Genomic DNA, 22904 nt, shown 5'->3' with positions numbered 1-22904 from the left:
ACGCGGCTCGCGATGTGACCTATCGTGCCAAAGCTATTTCGTGGCGAATGCGCGATCCCAACTGGTCGGCGCGGGCCCGAAAGTGCGCTGCCCGTTATTGATCACGGATTTGGCGAGAGCGCGGTTGCCGATGGCGCCGATAACCGCGCCGATGCCGGCGGGCAGCGTTTTGCCGAACATGAGCACACCGCGTTTGACGACGAATTGCACGATGAAGCGTTTGGCCATGGCGTTGTCGATGTTCTTGATCACCGGCAGGTGATCGCCGACGGTACTGGCCCAGTCGCGGGCGGATTGACTCGCGCCCTTACCGAGCAATTGTTCGCCGGTTTCACCCAGCACCACCCCGGCAACCAGGGTGCGGCGCTGTTTGGCGGGCAGATCGCCCATACCGTGCACCGCGCCCAGCGAGGCGGCGTACAGCGCCGAGGTCTCCAGGAAGAACACCGATTCGACGCCGCTGACCGCCAATCCGATCAGGGTGCCGACGCCGGGTACCGCGGCCGAGAGTCCGGCCAGCGTGCCACTGATGGTGACCACCGTCAGATAGCGCAATTCCAGGCCCTGTTCGATGCCCGCCGGAGAGCGATCCGGATGTTTGCGGTGCAGTCGCGCCACGTATTTGGCGGCGAGCGGGGCCTGGATCCCGGTGCTGCCCTTGAGGACCAGCTCCACTGACTTCTGTAGTGCGCGTTCGAACATGGGGCCTCCCTTGTCGGCTGCCTGATCGAGGGTACGGAAGACCCGCGCCACGCCCGCATTCCGACACACCGAGCCGAGCGCGTAAGCGGAGCGTCAATGCACGGCCGCGAGACGCTAAGAAGGCGTAAAGGACCTCGAATAGCGACCAATCGACCGCTTGACTCGCTCTGCCGCACCTGAGGCGCGGCACCGGTTAGAGAGAGGTTTCGATACATGTCCGTCGTGGTGTTCACGGTGCTGACGGTGGCGATTTTCGCCCTGCTCGGCCTGATCCAGCGCGGGGTGGAACGGCTGTGACGCAGAACGTTATCGGTCTGGTTCTGGCCGTCGGCATCGCCGTTTTTCTGATCGCGGCATTGCTGTACCCGGAAAGGTTCTAAGTGAGCACGACTACCGCGGGGCTCATCTTCACGATGGCCCTGGTGATCGCGCTGGCCCTGGTGCATGTACCGCTCGGCGATTACATGTACCGGGTTTACAGCGGCGATAAGCATTCCAAGGCCGAACGCGGCCTGTACCGCGCCATCGGCGTACAGCCCGGGGTCGAACAGACCTGGGGCGTGTACGCGCGCAGCGTCCTGGCCTTCTCGGCCGTGAGCATTCTGTTCCTGTTCTTCCTCCAGCTGATTCAGGGCAAACTGCCGTTGCACCTGAACGATCCGGGCACCGAGATGACCCCGGCGCTGGCCTGGAACACCGCCGTCAGCTTCGTCACGAATACGAACTGGCAGAACTACTCCGGTGAATCGACCCAGGGCCACCTGGTGCAGATGGCCGGACTCGCGGTGCAGAACTTCGTCTCGGCCGCCGTCGGCATGGCCGTGGCGGTGGCGCTGGTGCGCGGATTCGCGCGCAGGCATACCGGCGATCTGGGCAACTTCTGGGTGGATCTGGTGAGGGGAACCATCCGCATTCTGCTGCCCCTGGCATTCGTGTCCGCCATCGTGCTCGTCGCGAGCGGGGTGATCCAGAACTTCCACCTGCACGATCAGGTCGCGCAGACCATTACCGGTGGGACGCAGACGATTACCGGCGGACCGGTGGCGAGCCAGGAGGTCATCAAGGAACTCGGCACCAATGGCGGCGGCTTCTACAACGCCAACTCCGCGCATCCGTTCGAGAACCCGAACGCCTGGACCAACTGGCTGGAGATCTTCCTGCTGCTGGTGATCAGCTTCTCGCTGCCGCGCACCTTCGGGCGCATGGTCGGCTCCAAGAAGCAGGGTTATGCCATCGCCGCGGTCATGTCGGTGATCGCGCTGGCCAGCACCCTGCTGACCAACCTGTTCCAGTTGCAGCACCACGGCACGGTCCCGACCGCGCTCGGCGCGTCCCTGGAAGGGGTGGAAACCCGCTTCGGCGTATCGAATTCGGCGACCTTCGCCTCGGCGACCACGCTCACCTCGACCGGTGCGGTGGACTCGTTCCACGATTCGTACACCAGCCTCGGCGGCATGATGACCATGTTCAATATGCAGCTCGGCGAGGTCGCGCCCGGCGGTACCGGATCCGGTCTCTACGGCATGCTGATCCTGGCGGTCATCACGGTGTTCGTCGCGGGCCTCATGGTCGGGCGCACCCCGGAATACCTCGGCAAGAAGATCACCCCGCGTGAAATCAAGCTCGCCGCTTCGTATTTCCTGATCAGCCCGCTCATCGTGCTCATCGGCACGGCGGTCGCGATGGCCATGCCCGGCCAGCGCGCCAGTATGGCGAACGGGGGACCGCACGGACTCTCGGAAGTGTTGTACGCCTTCACTTCCGCCGCCAACAACAATGGCTCCGCCTTCGCGGGACTGTCCGGCAATACCGAATGGTTCAACACCGCGCTCGGCCTGGCCATGGTCTTCGGCCGCTTCCTGCCGATCATTTTCGTTCTCGCACTGGCCGGTTCGCTGGCACAGCAGGGTTCGACGCCGGAATCGATCGGCACGCTACCGACACACCGGCCGCAGTTCGTCGGCATGGTCGTCGGCGTGACCATCATCCTGGTCGCCCTGACCTTCCTGCCCGCGCTGGCGCTCGGGCCGCTCGCCGAAGGAATCCACTGACATGTCTGCTCCCACCATCGAACCCGCGGTGACGCCGGAGGCGTCGGCGCCCAAGGGCCGGGTCACCAGCGGACTGTTCGATCCGCAGCTGCTGCTCAAGTCCTTGCCGGACGCGGTCGAGAAACTGGACCCGCGCACGCTATGGCGCAATCCGGTCATGCTGATCGTGGAGATCGGCGCGGTGTGGTCCACCATCCTCGCGATCGTCGACCCTTCCTTCTTCGGCTGGGCCATTGTTGTATGGCTCTGGGCGACAGTGCTTTTCGCCAATCTGGCGGAGGCCGTCGCCGAGGGGCGCGGTAAGGCGCAGGCCGATACCCTGCGTAAAGCCAAAACCGACACCGTCGCCCGCCGCCTGGCCAACTGGTCACCCGGCGCACGGGTGATCGAGGAGAAGGTCGCCGCGGCCGAACTCCAGCGCGGCGACTTCGTGGTCGTGGAGGCGGGCCAGGTCATCCCCGGTGACGGTGATGTCGTGGAAGGCATTGCCTCGGTGGACGAATCGGCCATCACCGGTGAATCCGCGCCCGTCATCCGCGAATCCGGCGGTGACCGTTCCGCCGTCACCGGTGGCACCACGGTGCTGTCCGACCGGGTGGTCGTGAAGATCACCCAGGAGCCGGGCGGCAGTTTCATCGACAAGATGATCGCGCTCGTCGAGGGCGCGTCCCGGCAGAAGACGCCGAACGAGATCGCGCTGAACATCCTGCTCGCGGCGCTCACCATCATCTTCGTCTTCGCGGTGGCGACGCTCCAGCCGCTGGCCATCTTCTCCAAGGCGAACCTGCCCGGCGTGCCGGACAGCTTGGCGCTCAACGGCAATGGCATCACCGGCATCGTCATGGTGTCACTGCTGGTCTGCCTGATTCCGACCACCATCGGCGCGCTGCTCTCGGCCATCGGCATCGCCGGTATGGACCGGCTGGTGCAGCGCAATGTATTGGCCATGTCGGGCCGCGCGGTCGAGGCCGCTGGCGATGTGAACACGCTGCTGCTGGACAAGACCGGCACCATCACCCTCGGCAATCGTCAGGCGTCGGACTTCGTGCCGATGCCGGGTGTCACCGCCGACGAAATGGCCGATGCCGCACAGCTTTCCAGCCTCGCGGACGAAACCCCCGAGGGTCGCTCCATCGTGGTGTACGCCAAGACCGCGTACAACAAGCGCGAGCGCACCCCCGGTGAGCTCACCGGCGCGACCTGGGTGGAATTCACCGCCCAGACCCGCATGTCGGGTGTGGACCTGTCCGATGGTCATCAGCTGCGCAAGGGTGCGGCCAGTGCGGTCACCGAATGGGTGCGCGCACAGGGTGGTTCGATTCCGGACCTGCTCGGCCAGACCGTGGACGGCATCTCCGCCTCCGGTGGCACACCGCTGGTGGTCGCGGAGGTCAGGGACGGTAGGGCCCGGCTGGTCGGCGTCATCCATCTCAAGGATGTGGTGAAGCAGGGCATGCGCGAGCGCTTCGACGAGATGCGCAAGATGGGCATCCGGACCGTCATGATCACCGGTGACAATCCCTTGACCGCCAAGGCGATCGCCGATGAGGCGGGCGTGGACGACTTCCTCGCCGAGGCCACCCCCGAGGACAAACTGGCCCTGATCAAGAAGGAGCAGGCCGGTGGCCGCCTGGTCGCCATGACCGGTGACGGCACCAATGACGCGCCCGCACTCGCCCAGGCGGATGTCGGCGTGGCCATGAACACCGGCACCTCGGCCGCCAAAGAGGCGGGCAATATGGTCGATCTCGATTCCGACCCGACCAAACTCATCGAGATCGTGGAGATCGGCAAGCAATTGCTGATCACCCGCGGCGCGCTCACCACGTTCTCCATCGCCAATGACATCGCCAAGTACTTCGCCATCATTCCGGCGTTGTTCGTGGCGCTGTACCCCGGCCTGGACATGCTCAATGTGATGCGGCTGGCGAGCCCGCAGTCCGCCATCCTGTCCGCGGTCATCTTCAACGCGATCATCATCGTGCTGTTGATCCCGCTGGCGCTGCGCGGTGTGGCCTACAAGCCCGCGGCAGCCTCGAAGCTGTTGAGCCGCAACCTGGCCGTCTACGGCGTGGGTGGGATCATCGCCCCGTTCATCGGGATCAAGCTGATCGACCTCGTCGTCCAATTCCTCCCCGGGATGTCCTGAAATGCGCATGTCAACCTGGATCCGGCAGCATGTGGCGGCGCTTCGCGCGCTGCTGGTGCTGACCGCGATCACCGGAATCATCTATCCGCTGGCGGTTTTCGCGATCGCACAGCTGCCCGGCCTGAAGGACAATGCCGACGGGTCACTCATCGAATCGGGCGGAAAGACGGTGGGGTCCAGCCTCATCGGGCAATCCTTCACCGATGACAAGGGCGGCGCGCTGGTGCAGTACTTCCAGAGCCGCCCGTCCGCCGCCGGGTCCAGCGGATACGACCCGACCGCCACGGCCGCGAGCAATCTCGGCCCGGAGAACATCGTGGACAGCGCGCCGGACAAGACCGGTCTGCTCACCACGGTGTGCACCCGCAGCAAGACCATCGGCGAGCTGGAAGGCGTGGACGGCGCTCGCCCGTTCTGCACCCCCGGCGGCGTGGGCGCGGTGCTCTCGGTGATCGGGCCGCGCGAGACCAACGGCACCGTCGACCATCCGGAGAAGGTGGTGAGCGTCAACGAGTTCTGCTCGGTGACCAAGACCCCGTTCCTGGCCGAGTACAAGGGTGTGAAGGTCGAATGCGCCACCGACGGCGAGGACTACTCGGCCGGGCTCATCGTCCCGATTCGCGGTGACGCCCCGGCACAGCCGGTCGTGCCCGCCGACGCCGTCACCGCCAGCGGCAGCGGTCTGGACCCGCACATCTCCCCGGCGTACGCGGATATCCAGATCGCTCGAATCGCCAAGGCCCGCAATGTCTCCGCGGATCAGGTGCGGGCCCTGGTGGACGCGCACACCAGCGGTCGCGTCCTCGGCTTCATGGGCCAGCCGCGCGTGAACGTGGTCGAACTCAACCTCGACCTGGACGGCAAGTACCCGTTCCGCGCCTGATACCCGCCAGGCATCTGCCGGTGGAAGACGCAGGTCCACAGTCACTTTCACGAAAGTGACTGTGGACCGCGTGCGTCAGGGATTCGGCGTGCAGGTGGTCGGGTTGGGCAGTTCGGTGCAGGGCGTGTTGCCGTACGACCGCAGTACGTCCTTGCCCTGTAGATCGGTGAGATAGCGCAGGAAGGCCGCGGCGAGCGAATCGGCGGGGAGTTCGCCGTTGCTGTAGGCGTATTCGACGGTCCAGAACGGGTAGGCGTGCGCCGCCACCTGTTCGCGGGTGGGGGACTGGCCCCCGATGGTCACCGTCTTCACATCGGAAGCCTTTGTCGCGTCGGCGTTCTCGGCGTAACCGATGGCCCCGCGCAGTTCCGCGACGGTCTTGAGCATGTCCTTGGTGACCTGCACCTCGCAGAAGGACGCACCGGCCGGATTGCCCGCGCTGATGGCGCGGCAGCTGGTGGCGGGCGGCGCGGGGGGCTGCTCGTCACCCAGCAGACGGGTGCGGAAGGTTTCCCGGGTGCCCGAGCCCAGCGCCCGATTCACCACGCGCACCGGCAGATCCGGGCCGCCCAGTTGCTGCCAATTGCTCACTCGTCCGGCGTAGATATCGCGAATCTGCGCCACGCTCAGATCGCTCACGCCCACACCGGGATTCACCACCATGGTGAACAGGGACAGCGCCAGGGTGCGCGGGCGCAGATCCGGATACCCGGGGCCCTTGGCGCCATCGCTGACGGCCAGCAGCTCCGGATTGCCCTTACCCTCATCGTCGACGCGGCTCAGACCGCGATCGCTACCGTCGAAGGCGAAGCTGAAATCCGCTCCGTCGCACAGCTTGTGGTACGCGGCGGCGGCATCGCGCACGACCGGTTCGAAGGCCGTGGATCCCACCAGGGTCAGCTTGCCGCTGGTGCATTGGGCGTTCACCGGGGTGTCCTGCGGGCGCAGGCCGACGAAGTACTGGACGGCCACGACCACCACCAGGAAGCCGATCAATGCGAGCAGTCGCGGGGAAGTGCCCGTATTGCTGCGGGTTTCGGCGACCCGGCCGCCCTTGATCTTGGCGCGCACGATCGGGGTGGGGTAGACGCCGCCGGTGCCCGCGCTGCGCTGCAGGATCGCCAGGATCTTGTAGTGATCGCGCCGATTCATCGGCACCTTGGGCAGATCGATGATTCCGATGTGATGCGCGGCGTCCTCGCGCTTACCGATACCGGTACCCGGGCGCAGACAGTCGCCGAGGGTGTCATCGCTGAGTTCGGTGACGGCCATACCGATGACGCGGCGATCCGGGAAATGGATGTGCACGCCGACCAGTTCGGCCTCGGGCACCGCGTAATCACCGTCGTCGATATCGGTCGCGCCGCTGTTCTCGATGCGCATCAGCACCACCGACAGATCCTTCAGATCCGGTGGCGTACCGGTGCCGTCGGGCTGCAATTGCGGTAGTACGCCCGGGAATACGGATTCGATCTCACCGGTGACCGGGGTGTCCATCTGCACCCGGTAGCCCAGCCTTTTGCGCCCGACCAGCACGAATTCCCAGACGAACGCCGCGATCGGCACCACGATGCCGATGAGCGCCAACACGATTTCGATAGGAAAGCCCCCGCCGTTCACCAGACCTCGAATTCTGTTGTCCGCCCGCAGGATCGAGCTGCTGGGCTGCACCATACCGATCCAGGGTTACCGGAACGAGAACGAACTCACCACCAGCCCAGAATCGGGCGTAGCTGGCGTTCGAGTTCCGGTGCCAGAGAACGGGAATAGCTCGCGGTGAGGTGATGCTCATCGTGGTAGATGAGGATATTGCCCTCCACCACGGCGCAGACGGTGGGTTCGCAGACCGCGTTGTTCAGGTCCAGCACATGCACATTGGGGAAATCGTCCGAGGCCGCCAGCGCCGGATTCACCGCCGAGAGCGCGTCGGGGCGTTTCATCCCGCATTCCACCCGATTACCGCCCGAGGCCAGGCAGTCGATGGCGCGATAGCGAATTCCATTGCGGCGCAACCACGGCGTATCGCGCATGGCGAGCACCTGCAAACCACGATCGGCGAGCTCATGCCAGACGTCGAGGTAATCCTGTGGAATCTCGTCGCCGCCATTGTCGGCGGGCCGGGTGCCGGTGGTGAAGACGTAGTCGGGGCGTTCCGCGCCGAGCCGCTCGATCACATCGTGTGACCAGTCCTTGCAGTCCGGATTCTGCTGGCCCTTGTACATGGGTTCCTCCGCCACGGTGAGCGGGCACCCCATCTTCAGGTAGACGCTGATCTTGAAGCGGTACTTCTCCGCCACGATCTGCAACGCCGGAATCCAATGTTCGGCATGGGAATTGCCGACCACCGCGATGGTGCGATGCGCGTTCGCGTCGCCGTAGGTGCAGGTGACCACCGAGCGGGTGTCGAAATCGGCGATACAGCTGTCCCGGGTCGGATAGGCGACATCGGCCGGGGCTTCCTCGATGGTCGGCCGCATCGGCGCGCGCGGCACCAGCGCGCCATCGGCGAGCGCCGCCGCGCCCGGATATTTCGCCGGATCGAGCTCACCCACCGCATGTGCCTTCGCACCCATGCTCCACTGCCAGGCGACGGTCGATCCCAGCAGCAGTACGCCCACCGTCGAGACCGCGACGCCGATCAGCATGCGGGCGCGGGCGGGCGCGGCGGGCACGGTCGGCGTGGACCGCAGGCGCAGCGGTTCCTCCACGAAACGGTGTGTGAGATAGGCGAGTACGAACGAGACCAGGATGATGATCAGCCCGCCGACCGCACCGGCCTCGCGCGAATGCCGTTCGCCCAGATAGAAAATCAGAATCGGCCAGTGCCACAGGTACAGCGCATAGGCGAAACCGCCCAGCCCGACCATGGGCGCACTCGCCAGCAGGCGATTCACCAGCGGCTGTCCGGCGGTGGCGAGCCCGGCCCCGGCCAGAATCAGCGCGACGGTCGCCAGCACCGGAATCAGCGCGTACGGACCGGGGAAGACCGAGGAGCCGTTCACCAGCCAGCCGCACGCGATGATCGCGGCGATACCCGCCCAGCCCAGCATCTCGCGCACGAGTTTGGGCAGTTTGACCAGCGGAGCAGCCAGTGCCAGCAGCGCACCGGTGAGCGGCTCCCAGGCGCGCGCGAAAGTGTCGTAGTAGTTCCAGCCCTGCTGGGTCGAAACCCCTTCGGCGGCATAGCAGAACGAGGCGACCGCGATGGCGGCGAAGATCACGGCCAAGCCGATGCGCAGCACGTTCTGTCGCGAAGTCCGCACCAGCCGGCGGCCGAACCCGGACCGCAGCAGCGCCCGCATCGGATCCGAGGCCAGCACACCGCGCACGGGGGTGAACCGGCGCAGCGCCGGACCCCGGCGGCACAGCCACGCCACCGTCGCGATGATCAGCAGCATGCCGAGATAGCACTGCCCCTGCACCGACATGGACCACAGATGCTGCAGCGGACTCACCGACGGATCCGCGGCCAGATAATCCGACCAGGACAGCGCCAGATACCAGTTCTGGTAGTAGAACAGCGAGGCCAGCGTCTGCGCCGCGATATCGGACCAGCGGGTGTGCGGCAGCAGCAGCACCGCCGCGATCACCACCGCCGCCAGCACCACCACCATGGCGGGCAGCAGCCGTCGCAGCGTCCGGCGAATCGTCGCGGGCACCCCGACGACGCCCGAATCCGAGCGTCGCACCAGCATCCCGGTGAAGAAGAATCCGGACAGCACCAGGAAGACGTCCACGCCGCCGGACACCCGCCCGAACCAGATGTGGAACGCCACCACCAGGGCGATGGCGATCCCGCGCAAACCGTCCAGATCGTGCCGGTAGGCCCCCGGATCATGCACCCCGGAACCCGGACTCGGCACCGGTGCGGCCTGAGGCTCGCTGTCCGGCGCTGACGGCGCGGGCTGATCGGTGCTGGCAAAGGACATGGCGGCGACCATTCTGGTATCCGTAGCCGCATATTTGCCAATCGCCGCACGAATCTTCACCGGAATGTGGCCATCGTCCCGATCGTCGAGGGGGCGGTCCGACCCTGATCAGTCCGCGTCGTACAGGCGCAGCGGGACGCCGAGGCGGTTCCAGAGGTTGATCTGGGCGGTGATGGCCACCAGGCCGCCGCGGGCGCCCTCGTCGAAATTCTTCTCCACCTCGGCCCAGATCTCATCGGAGACGCCGTGCTCACCGAGTTCGGTGGCGGCTTCGGCGTATTCGAGCGCGGCGCGCTCGGCGGGCGTGAACTGGTCGGATTCGCGCCAGGCATTCAGATGGTAGATGCGCTTCTCGGTCTCGCCCTCCTTGCGAGCCTCGGTGGTGTGCATCTCGATGCAGAAGAGGCATCGATTGATCTGGGACACCCGGATCTTCACCAGCTCGCGGACCGTCGCGTCGAGCGGGCCGCGCCGAATCGCGACCTCGGCCGCCATCCACGCCTTGTAGACCTCGGGCGCGACCGCTGCCAGGTTCATTCGTGACATGTGCTCGTCCTTTCATGACGTGCCGATCGGTTCGGTACACACCTTGGACGAGAAAGGGCGCGCGTTCGTGACGCGACGCGACTGTGCGGCCGATCACAGCGTGATCCGCCGGGTCCGCGCACTGGTTCGGATGTGCGGACCCGGCGGTCACCGTGGCCCCACCCCCTGGGGCCCGGAGGCCGTAACCGTGGTTCGGGCGGTTACGGCCGGGTCAGTGCCGCATAGCGGGCGGTGTGGTGCGCGGTGGTGCCGTATTCGTACTGCACGGCGGTGAGACGTTTGAAGAAGTGGCCGATGGCCAGTTCCTCGGTCATACCCATGGCTCCGTGCAACTGCACCGCCTCCTGCCCGATGAGACGGGCGGCCCGGCCGATGGTGGCCTTGGCGGCCGAGGCCGCCTTGGCGCGTTCGGCCGGGGTCGCGGTCAGTTTCAGCGTCACCAGATAGCTTGCGGCAACGGCCTGTTCGAGTTCCAGATGCATATTCACCATGCGGTGCTGCAGCGCCTGGAAGCTGGCGATGGGGACACCGAACTGGTGCCGCTGCTTGGTGTATTCGACGGTGTCCGCGACCACCTTGCGCATGGCCCCGACCGCCTCGGCCGAAATCGCGGCGATGGCCTCGTCGATGGTCGCCGCCACCGCGCCGCCCGCATCGGTCAGCAGCAGGGAATCCGCCGGGAGACGCAGGTTCTGGAAGGTCAGATCCGCGGCCGGGCGTTCGTCGATGGTGCGATACGACTCCACGGTGAGCCCGGCGGGCGGATTCGCGGCATCGAAATCGACCGCGAAGAGCGCGATTTCGCCGTCGATCGCCGCGGTCACCAGTAGGTGGGTGGCGATCGGGGCCGAGGTGACCACGGTCTTCACGCCGGTCAGCAGCCAGTCGTCGCCCTCGCGCACGGCGGTGGCGGCGATGGTGCCGTAGTCGTAGCCGGACTGGGGTTCCAGCCCGGCGAAGCCGATGACCACCGAGCCCTCGGTGATACCGGACAGCAGATCCTCGGCGCGCTTACCGCTCGAGCGCCGGAGCAGCCCGCCACCCACGACCACGGTGTCCACATAGGGTTCGACCACCAGCGCGCCGCCGAGCGCCTCGGCGATGATCATGGTCTCGACGGGTCCGCCGCCGATGCCGCCGGCCGATTCGGGCAGCGCCGCACCCAGGATGCCGACCTCCTCGGCCAGTCCGCGCCACACCCGCGGCTGCCAGCCCGCGCCGATTCGCGCTGCGGCACGGCTGCTTTCGAGGTCGTAGCGGGCCGCGAGATAGTCGACGACGGTATCGCGGAGCAGTTCTTGTTCAGCGGTGAAGGAGAAGTCCATGGCTACAGTCCCAGGGTCGCTTTGGCGATGATGTTTCGCTGAATCTCATTGCTGCCGGCGTAGATCGAACCGGCGCGATCGTTGAAATAGCGCAGCGGCGCGACCGCCTGCCATTCCTCACCGGAGACGAAACCGTCCGCGGGCGGGGTGAAATCGGCGATCGGCCCGCCCGGCATGGTGGCGTGCGGCTGATAGACCCGCCCGCGCGGCCCGGCGGCCTCGAGCGCCAGTTCGGTCAGCGCCTGGCTCAGTTCGGTGCCCAGAATCTTGATGGTGGACGCGGCCGGACCCGGATCCTTCCCGCTGGAAACCAGTGCGAGCGTGCGGTATTCGAGGATCTCCAGCACATCCGCGCGCATCCGGGCATCGGCCAGCTTGGCCGCGAACGCCGGATCGTCCAGCAGCACACCGCCGTTCGGTCCGGGCTGGGTGCGGGCGGCCTGCGCCAGCTCCTCGGCCATCACCTGCAGCGCCGGGGCCGCCGCGCCGCCGCCGCGCTCGAAATTGAGCAGGAATTTGGCGACGGTCCAGCCATCGTCGATGCGCCCCAGGACATTCGCCTTGGGCACCCGCACCTGATCGAAGAAGACCTGATTCTGCACCTGTTCGCCGGAGGTCATCACCAGCGGGCGGATCTGGATGCCGGGGGCGTCCATCTCCATCAGTACGAAGGTGATGCCCTGCTGCTTCTTGGCCTGCTTCGAGGTGCGCACCAGCGCGAAGATCCAATTGGCTTCGGTGGCGTGCGTGGTCCAGATCTTGGATCCGGTGACCACCAGCTCCTCACCGTCCTCGACCGCAGCCATGGACAGCGAGGCCAGATCGGATCCGGCCTCTGGCTCGGAGTAGCCCTGGCAGAAGAACACCTCGCCGGTCAGGATGCGCGGCAGGAAGAATTCCTTCTGCTCCGCGGTGCCGAACGCCATGATGGCGTGCGAGACCATGCGAATCCCCATGGGGGACAGGTTCGGCGCACCGGCGAGGGTGCATTCGCGGCCGAAGATGTAGTGCTGGGTCAGACTCCAATCGCAGCCGCCGTATTTCACCGGCCACGCGGGTGCGGCCCAGCCCTTGGCGTGCAGGATGTGCTGCCATTCCATGCTGGCCTCGTGGTCCGGATAGACGCTGGTGGCCAACCGTCCCGCGCGCCGCAGTCCGGGGGTCAGATTCTCATCGAGGAAGCGGCGCACTTCATCGCGAAACGCCAGCTCAGCGGGCGACCAGTCGAGGTCCACGAAAACTCCTTGTGCGAAGAACCGACCCCAACCATCTCACTGCCTCACCCCCGCTGGCAAATGTGCTGGCACCTGCCCTCACTTGACGGGATTGACATTCCACTGTGGAGGAATATTCTGGAATGCAAGACGTTCCACAAAGGAATATCAAGGAAGGAACGATCATGGACATCAGCCCCGGTACCCGCGCCTCCGATGCCGAGCGCGCACAGGTCGCCGAAGCGCTGGGCCGCCATATGGCCGATGGCCGCCTGGACGTCGCCGAATACCACGAACGCCTGAACCAGGTCTACGCCACCGCCACCCGCGAAGACCTCACCCGGGTGCTCGGCGATCTGCCGAAACTCCCGAAAGCGCCTGTGGCGCAATCGCGCTCACTGGGACGCTTCCCGATCTGGCAGCGCATCGAGGGCAGCGCCTGGCTCGCGGTCGGACTGCTCTGCGTCGCCATCTGGGCCATGGTCTCGGTGGCGGCGGGCGAGTTCACCTACCCCTGGCCCATTTGGGTCATCGGCCCGTGGGGTGCGGTGCTCGCGTTCCGGGCCGTCATGGGCTGGGAGGCGAGCGCCTCGACCGGCTGCGGCGCGAACCTGCGCGTGCGATAAGCGCACCGGACACAAAAAACCGGCGGCCCGGTGTACCTAGGTACACCGGGCCGCCGGTCGAACTCCTGCTAATTAGGCAGGGGTGATGTTCTCCGCCTGGGGGCCCTTCTGGCCCTGCGCGATGTCGAACGAGACCTTCTGGCCCTCGGTCAGCTCGCGGAAGCCCTGAGCGGCAATGTTCGAGTAGTGGGCGAACACGTCAGGGCCGCCACCGTCCTGCTCGATGAAGCCGAAGCCCTTTTCGGTGTTGAACCACTTCACGGTACCGGTAGCCACGATTGACTCTCCTCTTTGTTTTGGTGCGACCCGCACTTTGCGGGTCTGATGTCGCTGTAATGACCCCGTCAGGAATCACTGGAAACACAAATGCGCGCCTGCGTGATGGTCAGCAGGCGCGTACTGAAGTCTGTGAGAACCAAAAGTTGCAACACGCAAGACAGTACCTGATCTCCGGGACATCCGACGAATTCCCACGGTGTGGACGTGTCGCAAGTCATTAGCGCGACGAATGACGACCCGGACCACTGCGATCACCCCGCCCGCCGGTCGGCGATCGACAGGACGCGTTGTCGGCATACTCGGGGCAATCGCGAATTACCGGGTAGCCTGGGCGGCTGTGCACCTCAAGAGTCTGACGCTGAAGGGCTTCAAGTCCTTCGCGTCCGCGACGACGCTGCGGTTGGAACCCGGCATCACCTGCGTGGTGGGCCCCAATGGGTCGGGGAAGTCGAACGTCGTCGACGCCTTGACCTGGGTGATGGGGGAGCAGGGCGCGAAAGCGCTGCGTGGCGGAAAGATGGAGGACGTCATCTTCGCCGGCACCGCCGGCCGCGCGCCGCTGGGCCGCGCCGAGGTGACCCTGACCATCGACAATTCCGACGGCATGCTGCCCATCGAGTACTCCGAGGTCTCCATCACCCGCCGCATGTTCCGCGACGGCGCCGGTGAATACGAGATCAACGGCAATTCCTGCCGCCTGATGGATGTGCAGGAATTGCTCAGCGACTCCGGCATCGGCCGGGAAATGCACGTCATCGTGGGTCAGGGGCGGCTTTCGGCGATCTTGGAATCCCGGCCCGAGGACCGCCGCGCCTTCATCGAAGAGGCCGCGGGCGTGCTCAAACACCGTCGCCGCAAGGAGAAGGCGGTCCGCAAGCTGGACGCCATGCAGGCGAATCTGGCCCGCCTGACCGACCTCACGACCGAACTGCGCCGCCAGCTCAAACCGCTCGGACGCCAGGCCGAGGTGGCCCGGCGCGCGGCCACCGTGCAGTCCGAATTGCGCGACGCGCGCCTGCGTTTGGCGGCCGATGACCTGGTCAGCAGGCGGCATGAGCTGGAGAGCCAGCAGAGCAAGGAATCGTACGCGCGCGAACAGCAGGTCAACGTGCACGCGGAATTGGATGCCGCCAATGCCGCTCTCGCACAGCAGGAATTCGAACTCTCCCGGCTCACCCCGAGCGCGGAGGCGGCGGCGCAGACCTGGTTCCAGCTGTCCGCGTTGACCGAACGTGTCAATGCCACTATTCGAATCGCCCGGGACCGCGCGCGAAATCTGACCATCGAGCAACCCGTCGGCGAGGGCCGCGATCCCGATCAGCTCGAACGCGATGCCGACCGGGTCGAGGCCGAGGAAGCCGAACTCGTCGAGGCCGTCGAGATCGCCACCGAAACCCTCGAGGCCGCCCGCGATCTGCTGCACGAGCGCGAACAGGCCGCCAAGGCCGCCGAACAGGCGCATCTGGCCGCCGTGCGCGCCATCGCTGACCGGCGCGAGGGCCTGGCCCGGCTGTCCGGACAGGTCGACACGCTGCGCTCGCGCGCGCAATCGGTGGACGGGGAGATCAACCGCATCTCCGCCTCCATCGCCGAGGCGCGCCAGCGCGGTTCGGCCGCGGACGCCGAATTCGAGTCCGTCCAGGAGGAATTGAGCGAACTCGATTCCGGTGAGGCCGGACTGGACGCCTCCTACGAACATGCCGCCGAGGCCCTGCAACTGGCCGACCAGCGGGTCACCGAACTGCGCGAACAGGATCGCGAGGCCGGAAAGCGCGTCGCCTCGCTGACCGCGCGCATCGAAGCGCTCACCATGGGCCTGGCCCGCCGCGACGGCGCGGCCTGGCTGCTCGAACATCGCGCCGACGGACTGCTCGGACCGCTGTCCGGACTGATCCGGGTGCAGGGTGGCTTCGAGGCCGCCGTGGCCGCCGCGCTCGGACCGCTCGCCGATGCGGTCGCCGCCGATACCGGACCCTCCGCGCACGCCGCCGTGCGCGCGCTCAAGGACGCCGACGGCGGACGCGTCGCCCTGGTGTACGCCGGTGCGGCGCAACCGGATTCACGCGCCGGCGGACAGCTGCCGGACGGTGCGCGCTGGCTCGCCGACGTGGTGGAATGCCCCGATCACATGCGCGGTGCGATCGCCGCGCTGACCACGGGCATCGCCGTCGCCGCCGATCTGGAGACCGCCACCCGCGTCGTCGCCGCCCGCCCCGAACTGCGCGTGGTCACCCGCGAGGGCGATCTCACCGGCGCGGGCTGGGTACTGGGCGGTTCCGACCGCGCGCCCAGTCAGCTCGAGGTGCAGGCCGAAATCGATTCCGCCAAGGCCGAACTCGACTCCTGGGTGCGCCATGCCGAGGAATTCGAGGCCGCGCTGTCGGGTGCGCTCGCCGAACAGACCGACCGCAAGGAAGCCGTCGATCACGCGCTGCTCGCCCTGCACGAATCCGATCAGGCGCTGGTTTCCATCTACGACCGGCTCGGACGGCTCGGCCAAGGTGCGCGCAATGCCCAGCGCGAATGCGAACGGTTGCTCGCCCAGCGCGCCGAAACCGAGGCCGGGCGCGAGGAGACCCTCGCCAAACTCGCCGAGCTGGAGGACCGGCTGCGGCATGTGGAAGGTGAAGGCTCCGACCTGGATTCGGACTCCGCCGGTACCGAGACCGCCGGATACGCCCGCGAGGAAGCCGCCGCGGCGCTCGCCGAAGCCCGCACCATGGAGGTGGAGGCGCGCCTGACCGTGCGCACCGCCGAGGAACGCGCGGAATCGGTGCGCGGCAAAGCGGATTCGCTACGCCGCGCCGCCCGCGCCGAACGTGAGAACCGTGCCCGCGCCGAACGTCAGCACGCCGCGCGCCGCCAGGCCGCCGCCGTCGCGGCCGTGGTCGCCGAATCCGCCGAGAAGGTCGCCGCCGAACTGGAGAAGGTCGTCGCGCAGGCCGCGCTGCGCCGGGACGAATTGGTGCGCCGCCGTACCGAATTCGCGGCGCAGGTGGATCAGACCAAGGAGCGCGCCCGCGCCCTCACCACCCAGCTGTCGCAGCTCACCGATGTCGTGCACCGCGACGAGGTGGCGCGCGCCCAGGCGGCGCTGCGCATCGAACAGCTCGAAACCAATATCTCCGAACAGTTCGGGCTGGCCCTGGACGACCTCATCAACGAATACGGTCCGGACACCCCGATGCCGCCGACCGCACTGGAGATGATGGAGTACGAGGCCGCCAAGGAACGCGGTGAACAGGTCACCGAACCGCAGCCCATGCCGTTCGACCGCGCCACCCAGGAACGCCGCGCCAAACGCGCCGAGAAGGATCTCACCACCCTCGGCAAGGTGAATCCCCTTGCGCTGGAAGAGTTCGCGGCCCTCGAAGAGCGCTACAACTTCCTCGCCACCCAGCTGGAGGACGTCAAGAAGGCCCGCCAGGATCTGCTCGACGTGGTCGCCGAGGTCGACGCCCGCATCCTGCAGGTCTTCACCGAAGCCTGGGAGGATGTGGAGCGCGAATTCGTCGGCGTCTTCGGCAAACTGTTCCCCGGCGGTGAGGGGCGGCTGCTGCTCACCGATCCCAATGACATGCTCACCACCGGTGTCGAGGTCGAGGCCCGCCCGCCGGGTAAGAAGGTCAAGCGGCTCTCGCTGCTGTCCGGTGGCGAGAAGTCGCTGACCGCGGTCGCGCTGCTGGTCGCCATCTTCCGCGCCCGGCCGTCCCCGTTCTATGTCATGGACGAGGTCGAGGCCGCGCTGGACGACACCAATCTGCGCCGCCTCATCGGCCTTTTCGAGCAATTGCGCGAGAAGAGTCAGCTGATCGTCATCACGCACCAGAAGCCGACCATGGAGATCGCCGATGCGCTCTACGGTGTCAGCATGCGCGGTGACGGAATCACCCAGGTGATTTCGCAGCGATTGCGCGGCGAGAATTTGGTGGGCGCGTCCGCATAGTCGGTGCGATGCGGGAATCCCATTGAGTGGGAGTGAAATTCCCGACAAGCCGACTATTTGAAACATGATCACGTCGGAGTGGTGCGGCGAATAGCCTCCGGGGGCTATGAGAGCTTCTTTCGCAGGTATTGCCCTCGGTGTCGCCGCAACCCTCGCCGTCCCGGCCGTCGCATTCGCCGACAGCGGATCCTCCTCGCTATCCGGCGGGACCGGATCCTCATCCCTGTCGGGCGGGGGCTCCGGCTCCTCCTCGCTATCGGGCGGCGGCAGCAAGCCCAGCTACAGCCAGTGGATCGCCGATGTCACCGCCGTCACCACGCAGGCGCAGAGCTACCTGACCGCCGCACTGCCCGGCGCGACCAAGCCCGCCATCGTGCTCGATATCGACAACACCAGCCTGGAGACCAGCTACAACCCCAGCCCGATCGTCCCGGCCATCCCGCCGGTGCTCGCCCTCACCAAATGGGCCAAATCCCAAGGCGCGGCCATCATTTTCGTGACCGGACGGCCCTCGGTGCTCGGCATCTACACCCAGGCCAACCTGGCCGCGGTCGGGTACTCGGTGGACGGGCTGTACGGCGGCGGGCTCACCACCGGATCCGCCGGTGCGGGCGCGCTGGAGTCGTACAAGACCGGCGCCCGCATCGATATCGAGAGCAAGGGTTACACCATCGTTGCGAATATCGGCAACAGCGCCTCCGATCTCGCGGGCGGGCATGCCCAGCAGACCTTCAAGCTGCCCGATTACGACGGCGCGCTGAACTGATCGCTAGCCCTCGAGGATCGGTTTCAGCTGTGCCGCACCGGTTTCGGTGAGCCACTGTTCGAAAGTGCGCAGCGTGGGCAGGATTTCGCGCAAGGCCGGGATATCGGCGTGCCAGCCCTTGCCCGAGTGTGTCATCCGGTAGACGTTGAGAACCTCACCGCCCAGGTCGGCGGCGAAGTCCTCGGGCAATTCCTCGTAAGTGACGGCGTGCCCGGTGATCGCACTGATCATCGCGGCCGCCGCCACCATGGTGTGCGCATCACCCGCCAGTTCCAGAATCCGGCCGTGGAAGCGAGCGGGATCGGTGAGGGCCAGTTCGGCGAACGCCGCCACATCATCGACCGCGATCATCTGGATCGGCATATCGGCCGGGAACAGGTGCCGATGTACGCCCGCCGTGATGTCGTCCACCGGAAGTCCCTGCGCCAGATAGTTTTCCATGAACCGCACCGGGCGCAGAATGGTCCACTCCAGCCCGCTGCCCCGCACCGCGTCCTCGATCCGGCGCTTACCGTGCGCACCCCACTGCGCCTCGGCCTCGAACGAGGCGATGCCCGAGAAGACGAGCTGCCGCACCCCGGCCGCCTTCGCCGCCGCGACGAGGTCCTCCCCGCGCCGCGCCTCCAGCTCGACATCCCAGCCATCGGGTCCGAACGCCGCGGGCGGAATGAGGAACACCGCACCCGCTCCCTCCACTGTGGCCGCGATCGTCTCGGGTTCGTCGAAGTCACCCCGCGCCAACTCCGCCCCGGCGGCCGCGAGCGCTTGCGCCCCAGCCGATTCCGTATCCCGGACCAGCGCCCTTACCGGTCGCCCCGCCGCCAGCAGCCGCCGGGCCGTCGCACCACCCTGCTTCCCGGTCGCGCCGGTCACCAGGACGAGGTCATTTCCCACAGACATGTGTTCTCGGTTCCTTCGGTAGTATTCGGGTCGGACAACCCGAATGCCGACGCTACGACCGGGCCGTTCGGCTCCGCCAGCACCGAAGAGAATCGCCGTAACGAAATGACCTCCGCGCCACTCCGACTCGATCGCCCCGCCGCCCCGAACGCGCGCGCCGACGCCCGCCGCAATCGCGCGCTGGTGCTCGCGGCCGCACAGCGCGCCTTCGCCGAGGACGGGACCTCGGTATCCCTGATGGAAATCGCGCGCCGGGCGGGCGTCGGCGCGGGCACCGTGCACCGGCATTTCCCCACGAAGATCGAACTGCTGGAAGCGGTGCTGCAACAGCGCATCGACCGCCTCACCGCACTCGCCGTCGGCTACCGCGACGCCCCCGACGCGGGCCTGGCCTTCTTCGCCTTCTGCGCCGAGGTCATCACCTCGACCAGCGGCAACACCGCGCTCTGCGAGGTTTTGGACAATGACGGCTGGCCACGCGACCTGCTCCGGGACGCGGGACAGCGCTTCCACCGCGCGCTGACTCCACTGCTGGTGGCGGCCCAGCGTCAAGGCTCGGTGCGCGCCGACATCGCCCTATCGGACGTGCTGGCCCTCTACACCGGATGTGTTGCCATCCAACGCGTCTCGCCCGGTCCCGGACTCGCTCGCCCGGCCGCACTGATCCTCGACGCCATGCGTGCGATGCCCGCGCGTCCGGACGTGACGAAACCCGTGAAGTCCGGTGCGGCGCGTGACGAAACCCGATCGCGTAACGAAACCCCCGCCACTCCCTGCCCCGTCTGCGCGACCCCCGTCCAGCCCACCGGCACCGGCCGACCCGCCCGCTACTGCTCTCCCGCCTGCCGCCAGAAGGCTCACCGCCGCCGCCACACACCCCTGTCCTGAGCACACCACAGGAGACCCGAATCGGTGTTGTCGCGCGGATTGTGGTCGGTCGGAGTGGTGGGGCAAAGATGTACGCGCACAGGAATGGTCGCGCGCGGATAGGCTCGCGGGGTGGTGTGGGTGTCTGCGGTGGCGTTCGGGGTTGCCTGGTGGCTGGGGTGGTACCTGGTGGCGCGGGATGCGCGTAAGGCGGTGTTGCGCAGGGCGGCGGCCGGGCTGATCGCGTATGCGATCGCGGTGGTCGCGGATCAATTGGCCACAGGGGACGCGTGGTTCGACGGTATGCGGATCGTGCTGGTGTGCATTCCGGCGGTGGCGTGGAGCGGGGTGTTCGCGCTGCTGCTCACCGAGCGGTGGGCGGTGCACGCGGATCGGTTGTGGCGGTTGGGGCTGGTGCCGGTGAGCGCGGTGCTCGCCATGCCCGCGGCGGCCGGATTCCTGCCCGCCGGTTACGTTCTCGGCGCTCTCGCCCTGCTCGCGCTGATGGCCTGCATGCTCGCCGTACTCGGTCAGCAGGGGGATTGGGCCGAGGACGCGCGGCGGCCGGTGACCGGACTGCTCACCGTGGGCGCGCTCATGTTCGGTCTCAGTTCCTCGCTGATCCTGCTGGGGCTCAATGTATTACCGCGCACCTCCATGCTCTCGGCCATCGCGGTGGATCTGGTGCTGCTCGGTGTCGGCATCGCGGTGCTGGACGCCTTCGAGGAAGGGCAGGCGCTGCGCGCGGATATGCTGCGCTCCCTGTTCATCTCGGCCACCGCCGCCACGGTGTTCGGCGGTCAGGCCGCGGTCGCCATCGTGCTGGCGGGGGAGCGGCCCGCACTGGTGGCCCTGCTCTTCGGGGCCATTGCCGCCGCCATCGCCATGCAGGTGCTCAACGCGCCGATCCAGGCGGGCATCGACCGCTTCGCCTTCGCACCGCCACTGCGCGAGGCGCGCGACGAACTGCGCACCGCCGCCGAGGAATTGCCGCGCAAACGCATCGAGACCGGACTCGCCGCGCTCGGCGAGGAGGAGTTCGCCCGCATCACCCGGCGCGCGCTGAGCCACTACGCCGATCTCGGCAAACTCGTCGCCAGCCCGCTCATCGACCTGCCCGCCATCGATGCCCGGTTGCACGGCCGCGACACCCCGGCCGGACCACTCGATCGCGCCACCGAACTCAAGGCGCTGCTGACCGAGAGCATCAGCCACCTCAAACCGCGCACCGGCGAGGACTTCGGCACCAGTGAGGAATGGCGGCACTACAACTCGGTGTACTTCTACTACGTCGCGGGCATCCGCCCCTACAGCGTGCGCACCAAACGCACCGACCTCGACCCGGTAGCGCGGCGCGCCCTGACCTGGTTCGCGGATCAGGTACCCGAACGGACACTGCACAATTGGCAGAACGCGGCAGCGAGAATCATTGCCGCACAATTGCGCGCGGGGCTGGACAGCACCGTGTCCTGAACCGATAAAACGCTCTCACCTGCGGTTGGCAGTACTTTGCAGCTCTTGTCATGGTGTCGGCAGTGCGGTCCCGGCGAATGTCGGTACATCGCAAGCACCGCTTCGGAAGGAACCGATTCCCATGACCGCCAGCACTGCCACCGCCCCCCGCCTGATCGCCGGAATGTCCCCGCTGCGACTGGCTTACGAAGCCGACGGCATCGTCACTCTCGCTTCCGGCATCCTCATCGCGGCCCTGTCCGGTGTGCTCGACACCGCCCTCGGACTCTCCACCGAACTGCTCCTGGGCGTCGGCGCGTTCTTCATCCTCTATGCGGCAGCCGTCCTGGTGGTCGCCACCCGCCGTGAGATCCCGCGCCGCCCGGCCGCTTTCATCGCCGGACTGAACGCGGTATGGGCCGTCGACAGCGTCATCACCGTCGAAGCGGGCTGGGTGCACCCCACCACCCTCGGCACGGTGGGCATCCTGTTCATCGCCGCCTTCACCGCCGCCATGGCCGCGGTGCAGACCTACACCCTGCGCACCTCCCGCTGACCGCACACCATCGACCATGCCGCCCGGCTGCCAGGCCGGGCGGCATCGCGGTGCGGTTCAGTTCGCCGAATCAGGTTGCGGGCGTAGGCCGTCCAGCATGATCGTCATAACGCGGTCGACGGCGTCGGGATACGACTCGCCTTCGCGGGTGTAGACCTGCACGGTCATGAGCAGCGAGATGTCGTCGGGGCCGATATCGGGGCGCAGATCGCCGTCGGCCTGCGCCCGGGCGGTCATGCGGGTCACCAGATCCACGACGGCCGCGCGCACATCGATCAGGCGCGGGTCGGCGTGCATGGCCCGGTGTACGGCGGGGCCGATGGCGGAAGACTGTGCGCCGAGCTGCATTTCGACGCATTCGCGCAGGAAGCGGCGCATACCGCGCCAGGCGGTGCGCTCCTCGCGCCAGGCGGTGGCGGCCAGATCCGAGAGCCGTTCCAGATGCGCCTGCGCGGTGCCGACCAACAGGGCATCGCGATCCGGGAAGCGGCGGTACAGGGTGCCGACGCCCACCCCGGCGCGGTCGGCGATCTCCTTCATCGGGACCTCGGTGCCGCGCTCGCGGAAGACCGCCAGCGCGGCATTGACGATCTGGTCCCGATTGCTGCGCGCATCGGCCCGTAGGCGGTCGGCCGTTGGACTCACCTCCAAAAGTTTAAGTGGACGAAATGCTTCCGTTTAGCCTAGCATCGGAACTAAGCGGACGAAATGCG

General features: G+C 67.0%; 19 protein-coding genes. 10 read left to right on the top strand and 9 right to left on the bottom strand.

The window, feature by feature from the left end; all coding sequences use genetic code 11:
- Positions 1-33: 33 nt before the first annotated feature.
- A complete protein-coding gene (locus ACFC0O_RS07795; RefSeq protein WP_375954748.1) occupies positions 34-702 on the bottom strand; it encodes a hypothetical protein in 669 nt (222 codons plus the stop codon).
- A gap of 293 nt (positions 703-995) precedes the next feature.
- Between ACFC0O_RS07795 and kdpF the strand changes: the two genes are divergently transcribed.
- The 4 genes from kdpF to ACFC0O_RS07775 are packed head-to-tail and all read left to right on the top strand — an operon-like array spanning position 996 to position 5785.
- Positions 996-1082, top strand: a complete 87-nt coding sequence (gene kdpF / locus ACFC0O_RS07790) for a K(+)-transporting ATPase subunit F (RefSeq protein ID WP_364632752.1) — start codon at positions 996-998, stop codon at positions 1080-1082.
- Entirely contained in the window at positions 1083-2753 is a 1671-nt protein-coding gene (kdpA, locus tag ACFC0O_RS07785) for a potassium-transporting ATPase subunit KdpA (protein WP_375954746.1), read from the top strand. It abuts the gene before it with no gap.
- A 1-nt stretch (position 2754) separates the two neighbouring features.
- Positions 2755-4902, top strand: coding sequence for a potassium-transporting ATPase subunit KdpB (gene kdpB / locus ACFC0O_RS07780; protein ID WP_375954744.1), 2148 nt, complete (start codon positions 2755-2757; stop codon positions 4900-4902).
- A gap of 1 nt (position 4903) precedes the next feature.
- Entirely contained in the window at positions 4904-5785 is an 882-nt protein-coding gene (locus ACFC0O_RS07775) for a potassium-transporting ATPase subunit C (protein ID WP_375954742.1), read from the top strand.
- 75 nt (positions 5786-5860) lie between these two features.
- On the opposite strand, the gene ACFC0O_RS07770 is transcribed toward ACFC0O_RS07775, so the two are convergent.
- The 5 genes from ACFC0O_RS07770 to ACFC0O_RS07750 form a co-directional block, all read right to left on the bottom strand.
- Positions 5861-7459: a PstS family phosphate ABC transporter substrate-binding protein gene (locus tag ACFC0O_RS07770; RefSeq protein WP_375954740.1), complete on the bottom strand. Its 1599-nt coding sequence runs from the start codon at positions 7457-7459 to the stop codon at positions 5861-5863.
- Positions 7460-7491: 32 nt separating this feature from the next.
- Complete coding sequence (locus tag ACFC0O_RS07765; RefSeq protein ID WP_375954738.1) at positions 7492-9714, bottom strand: acyltransferase family protein; 2223 nt, start codon at positions 9712-9714, stop codon at positions 7492-7494.
- A 108-nt stretch (positions 9715-9822) separates the two neighbouring features.
- Positions 9823-10260: a carboxymuconolactone decarboxylase family protein gene (locus ACFC0O_RS07760; protein ID WP_375954736.1), complete on the bottom strand. Its 438-nt coding sequence runs from the start codon at positions 10258-10260 to the stop codon at positions 9823-9825.
- A gap of 200 nt (positions 10261-10460) precedes the next feature.
- On the bottom strand, positions 10461-11585 hold the full coding sequence (locus ACFC0O_RS07755; protein ID WP_375954734.1) for an acyl-CoA dehydrogenase family protein: 1125 nt from the start codon (positions 11583-11585) through the stop codon (positions 10461-10463).
- Between the two features lie 2 nt (positions 11586-11587).
- Complete coding sequence (locus ACFC0O_RS07750; RefSeq protein ID WP_375954731.1) at positions 11588-12820, bottom strand: acyl-CoA dehydrogenase family protein; 1233 nt, start codon at positions 12818-12820, stop codon at positions 11588-11590.
- 164 nt (positions 12821-12984) lie between these two features.
- Here ACFC0O_RS07750 and ACFC0O_RS07745 point away from each other — a divergent pair, with 164 nt between their 5' ends.
- A complete protein-coding gene (locus tag ACFC0O_RS07745) occupies positions 12985-13425 on the top strand; it encodes a DUF1707 domain-containing protein (protein WP_375954729.1) in 441 nt (146 codons plus the stop codon).
- A gap of 72 nt (positions 13426-13497) precedes the next feature.
- Here ACFC0O_RS07745 and ACFC0O_RS07740 read toward each other — a convergent pair whose 3' ends face one another.
- A complete protein-coding gene (locus ACFC0O_RS07740) occupies positions 13498-13701 on the bottom strand; it encodes a cold-shock protein (RefSeq protein ID WP_067574676.1) in 204 nt (67 codons plus the stop codon).
- Positions 13702-14041: 340 nt separating this feature from the next.
- Between ACFC0O_RS07740 and smc the strand changes: the two genes are divergently transcribed.
- A complete protein-coding gene (smc, locus tag ACFC0O_RS07735) occupies positions 14042-17650 on the top strand; it encodes a chromosome segregation protein SMC (protein ID WP_375954727.1) in 3609 nt (1202 codons plus the stop codon).
- A gap of 106 nt (positions 17651-17756) precedes the next feature.
- Positions 17757-18416, top strand: a complete 660-nt coding sequence (locus ACFC0O_RS07730; RefSeq protein WP_375954726.1) for an HAD family acid phosphatase — start codon at positions 17757-17759, stop codon at positions 18414-18416.
- A gap of 3 nt (positions 18417-18419) precedes the next feature.
- On the opposite strand, the gene ACFC0O_RS07725 is transcribed toward ACFC0O_RS07730, so the two are convergent.
- Complete coding sequence (locus ACFC0O_RS07725; RefSeq protein WP_375954724.1) at positions 18420-19316, bottom strand: NmrA family NAD(P)-binding protein; 897 nt, start codon at positions 19314-19316, stop codon at positions 18420-18422.
- A 105-nt stretch (positions 19317-19421) separates the two neighbouring features.
- Here ACFC0O_RS07725 and ACFC0O_RS07720 point away from each other — a divergent pair, with 105 nt between their 5' ends.
- The 3 genes from ACFC0O_RS07720 to ACFC0O_RS07710 all read left to right on the top strand — a co-directional run bounded on the left by ACFC0O_RS07720 (position 19422) and on the right by ACFC0O_RS07710 (position 22191).
- The gene (locus ACFC0O_RS07720; protein ID WP_375954722.1) at positions 19422-20204 is read left to right on the top strand and encodes a TetR/AcrR family transcriptional regulator; all 783 of its coding nucleotides are present in this window, start codon (positions 19422-19424) and stop codon (positions 20202-20204) included.
- Between the two features lie 111 nt (positions 20205-20315).
- Complete coding sequence (locus tag ACFC0O_RS07715) at positions 20316-21656, top strand: hypothetical protein (RefSeq protein ID WP_375954720.1); 1341 nt, start codon at positions 20316-20318, stop codon at positions 21654-21656.
- Positions 21657-21777: 121 nt separating this feature from the next.
- Complete coding sequence (locus tag ACFC0O_RS07710) at positions 21778-22191, top strand: hypothetical protein (RefSeq protein WP_375954718.1); 414 nt, start codon at positions 21778-21780, stop codon at positions 22189-22191.
- Between the two features lie 57 nt (positions 22192-22248).
- Here the strand turns inward: ACFC0O_RS07710 and ACFC0O_RS07705 are convergent, their stop codons facing one another.
- Positions 22249-22836, bottom strand: coding sequence for a TetR/AcrR family transcriptional regulator (locus ACFC0O_RS07705; RefSeq protein WP_375954716.1), 588 nt, complete (start codon positions 22834-22836; stop codon positions 22249-22251).
- Between the last annotated feature and the right edge of the window lie 68 nt (positions 22837-22904).

The sequence above is a fragment of the Nocardia sp. NPDC056100 genome (genome assembly GCF_042266325.1).
Taxonomy (GTDB): domain Bacteria; phylum Actinomycetota; class Actinomycetes; order Mycobacteriales; family Mycobacteriaceae; genus Nocardia.
This window is presented reverse-complemented; position numbering and strand designations above follow the sequence as displayed.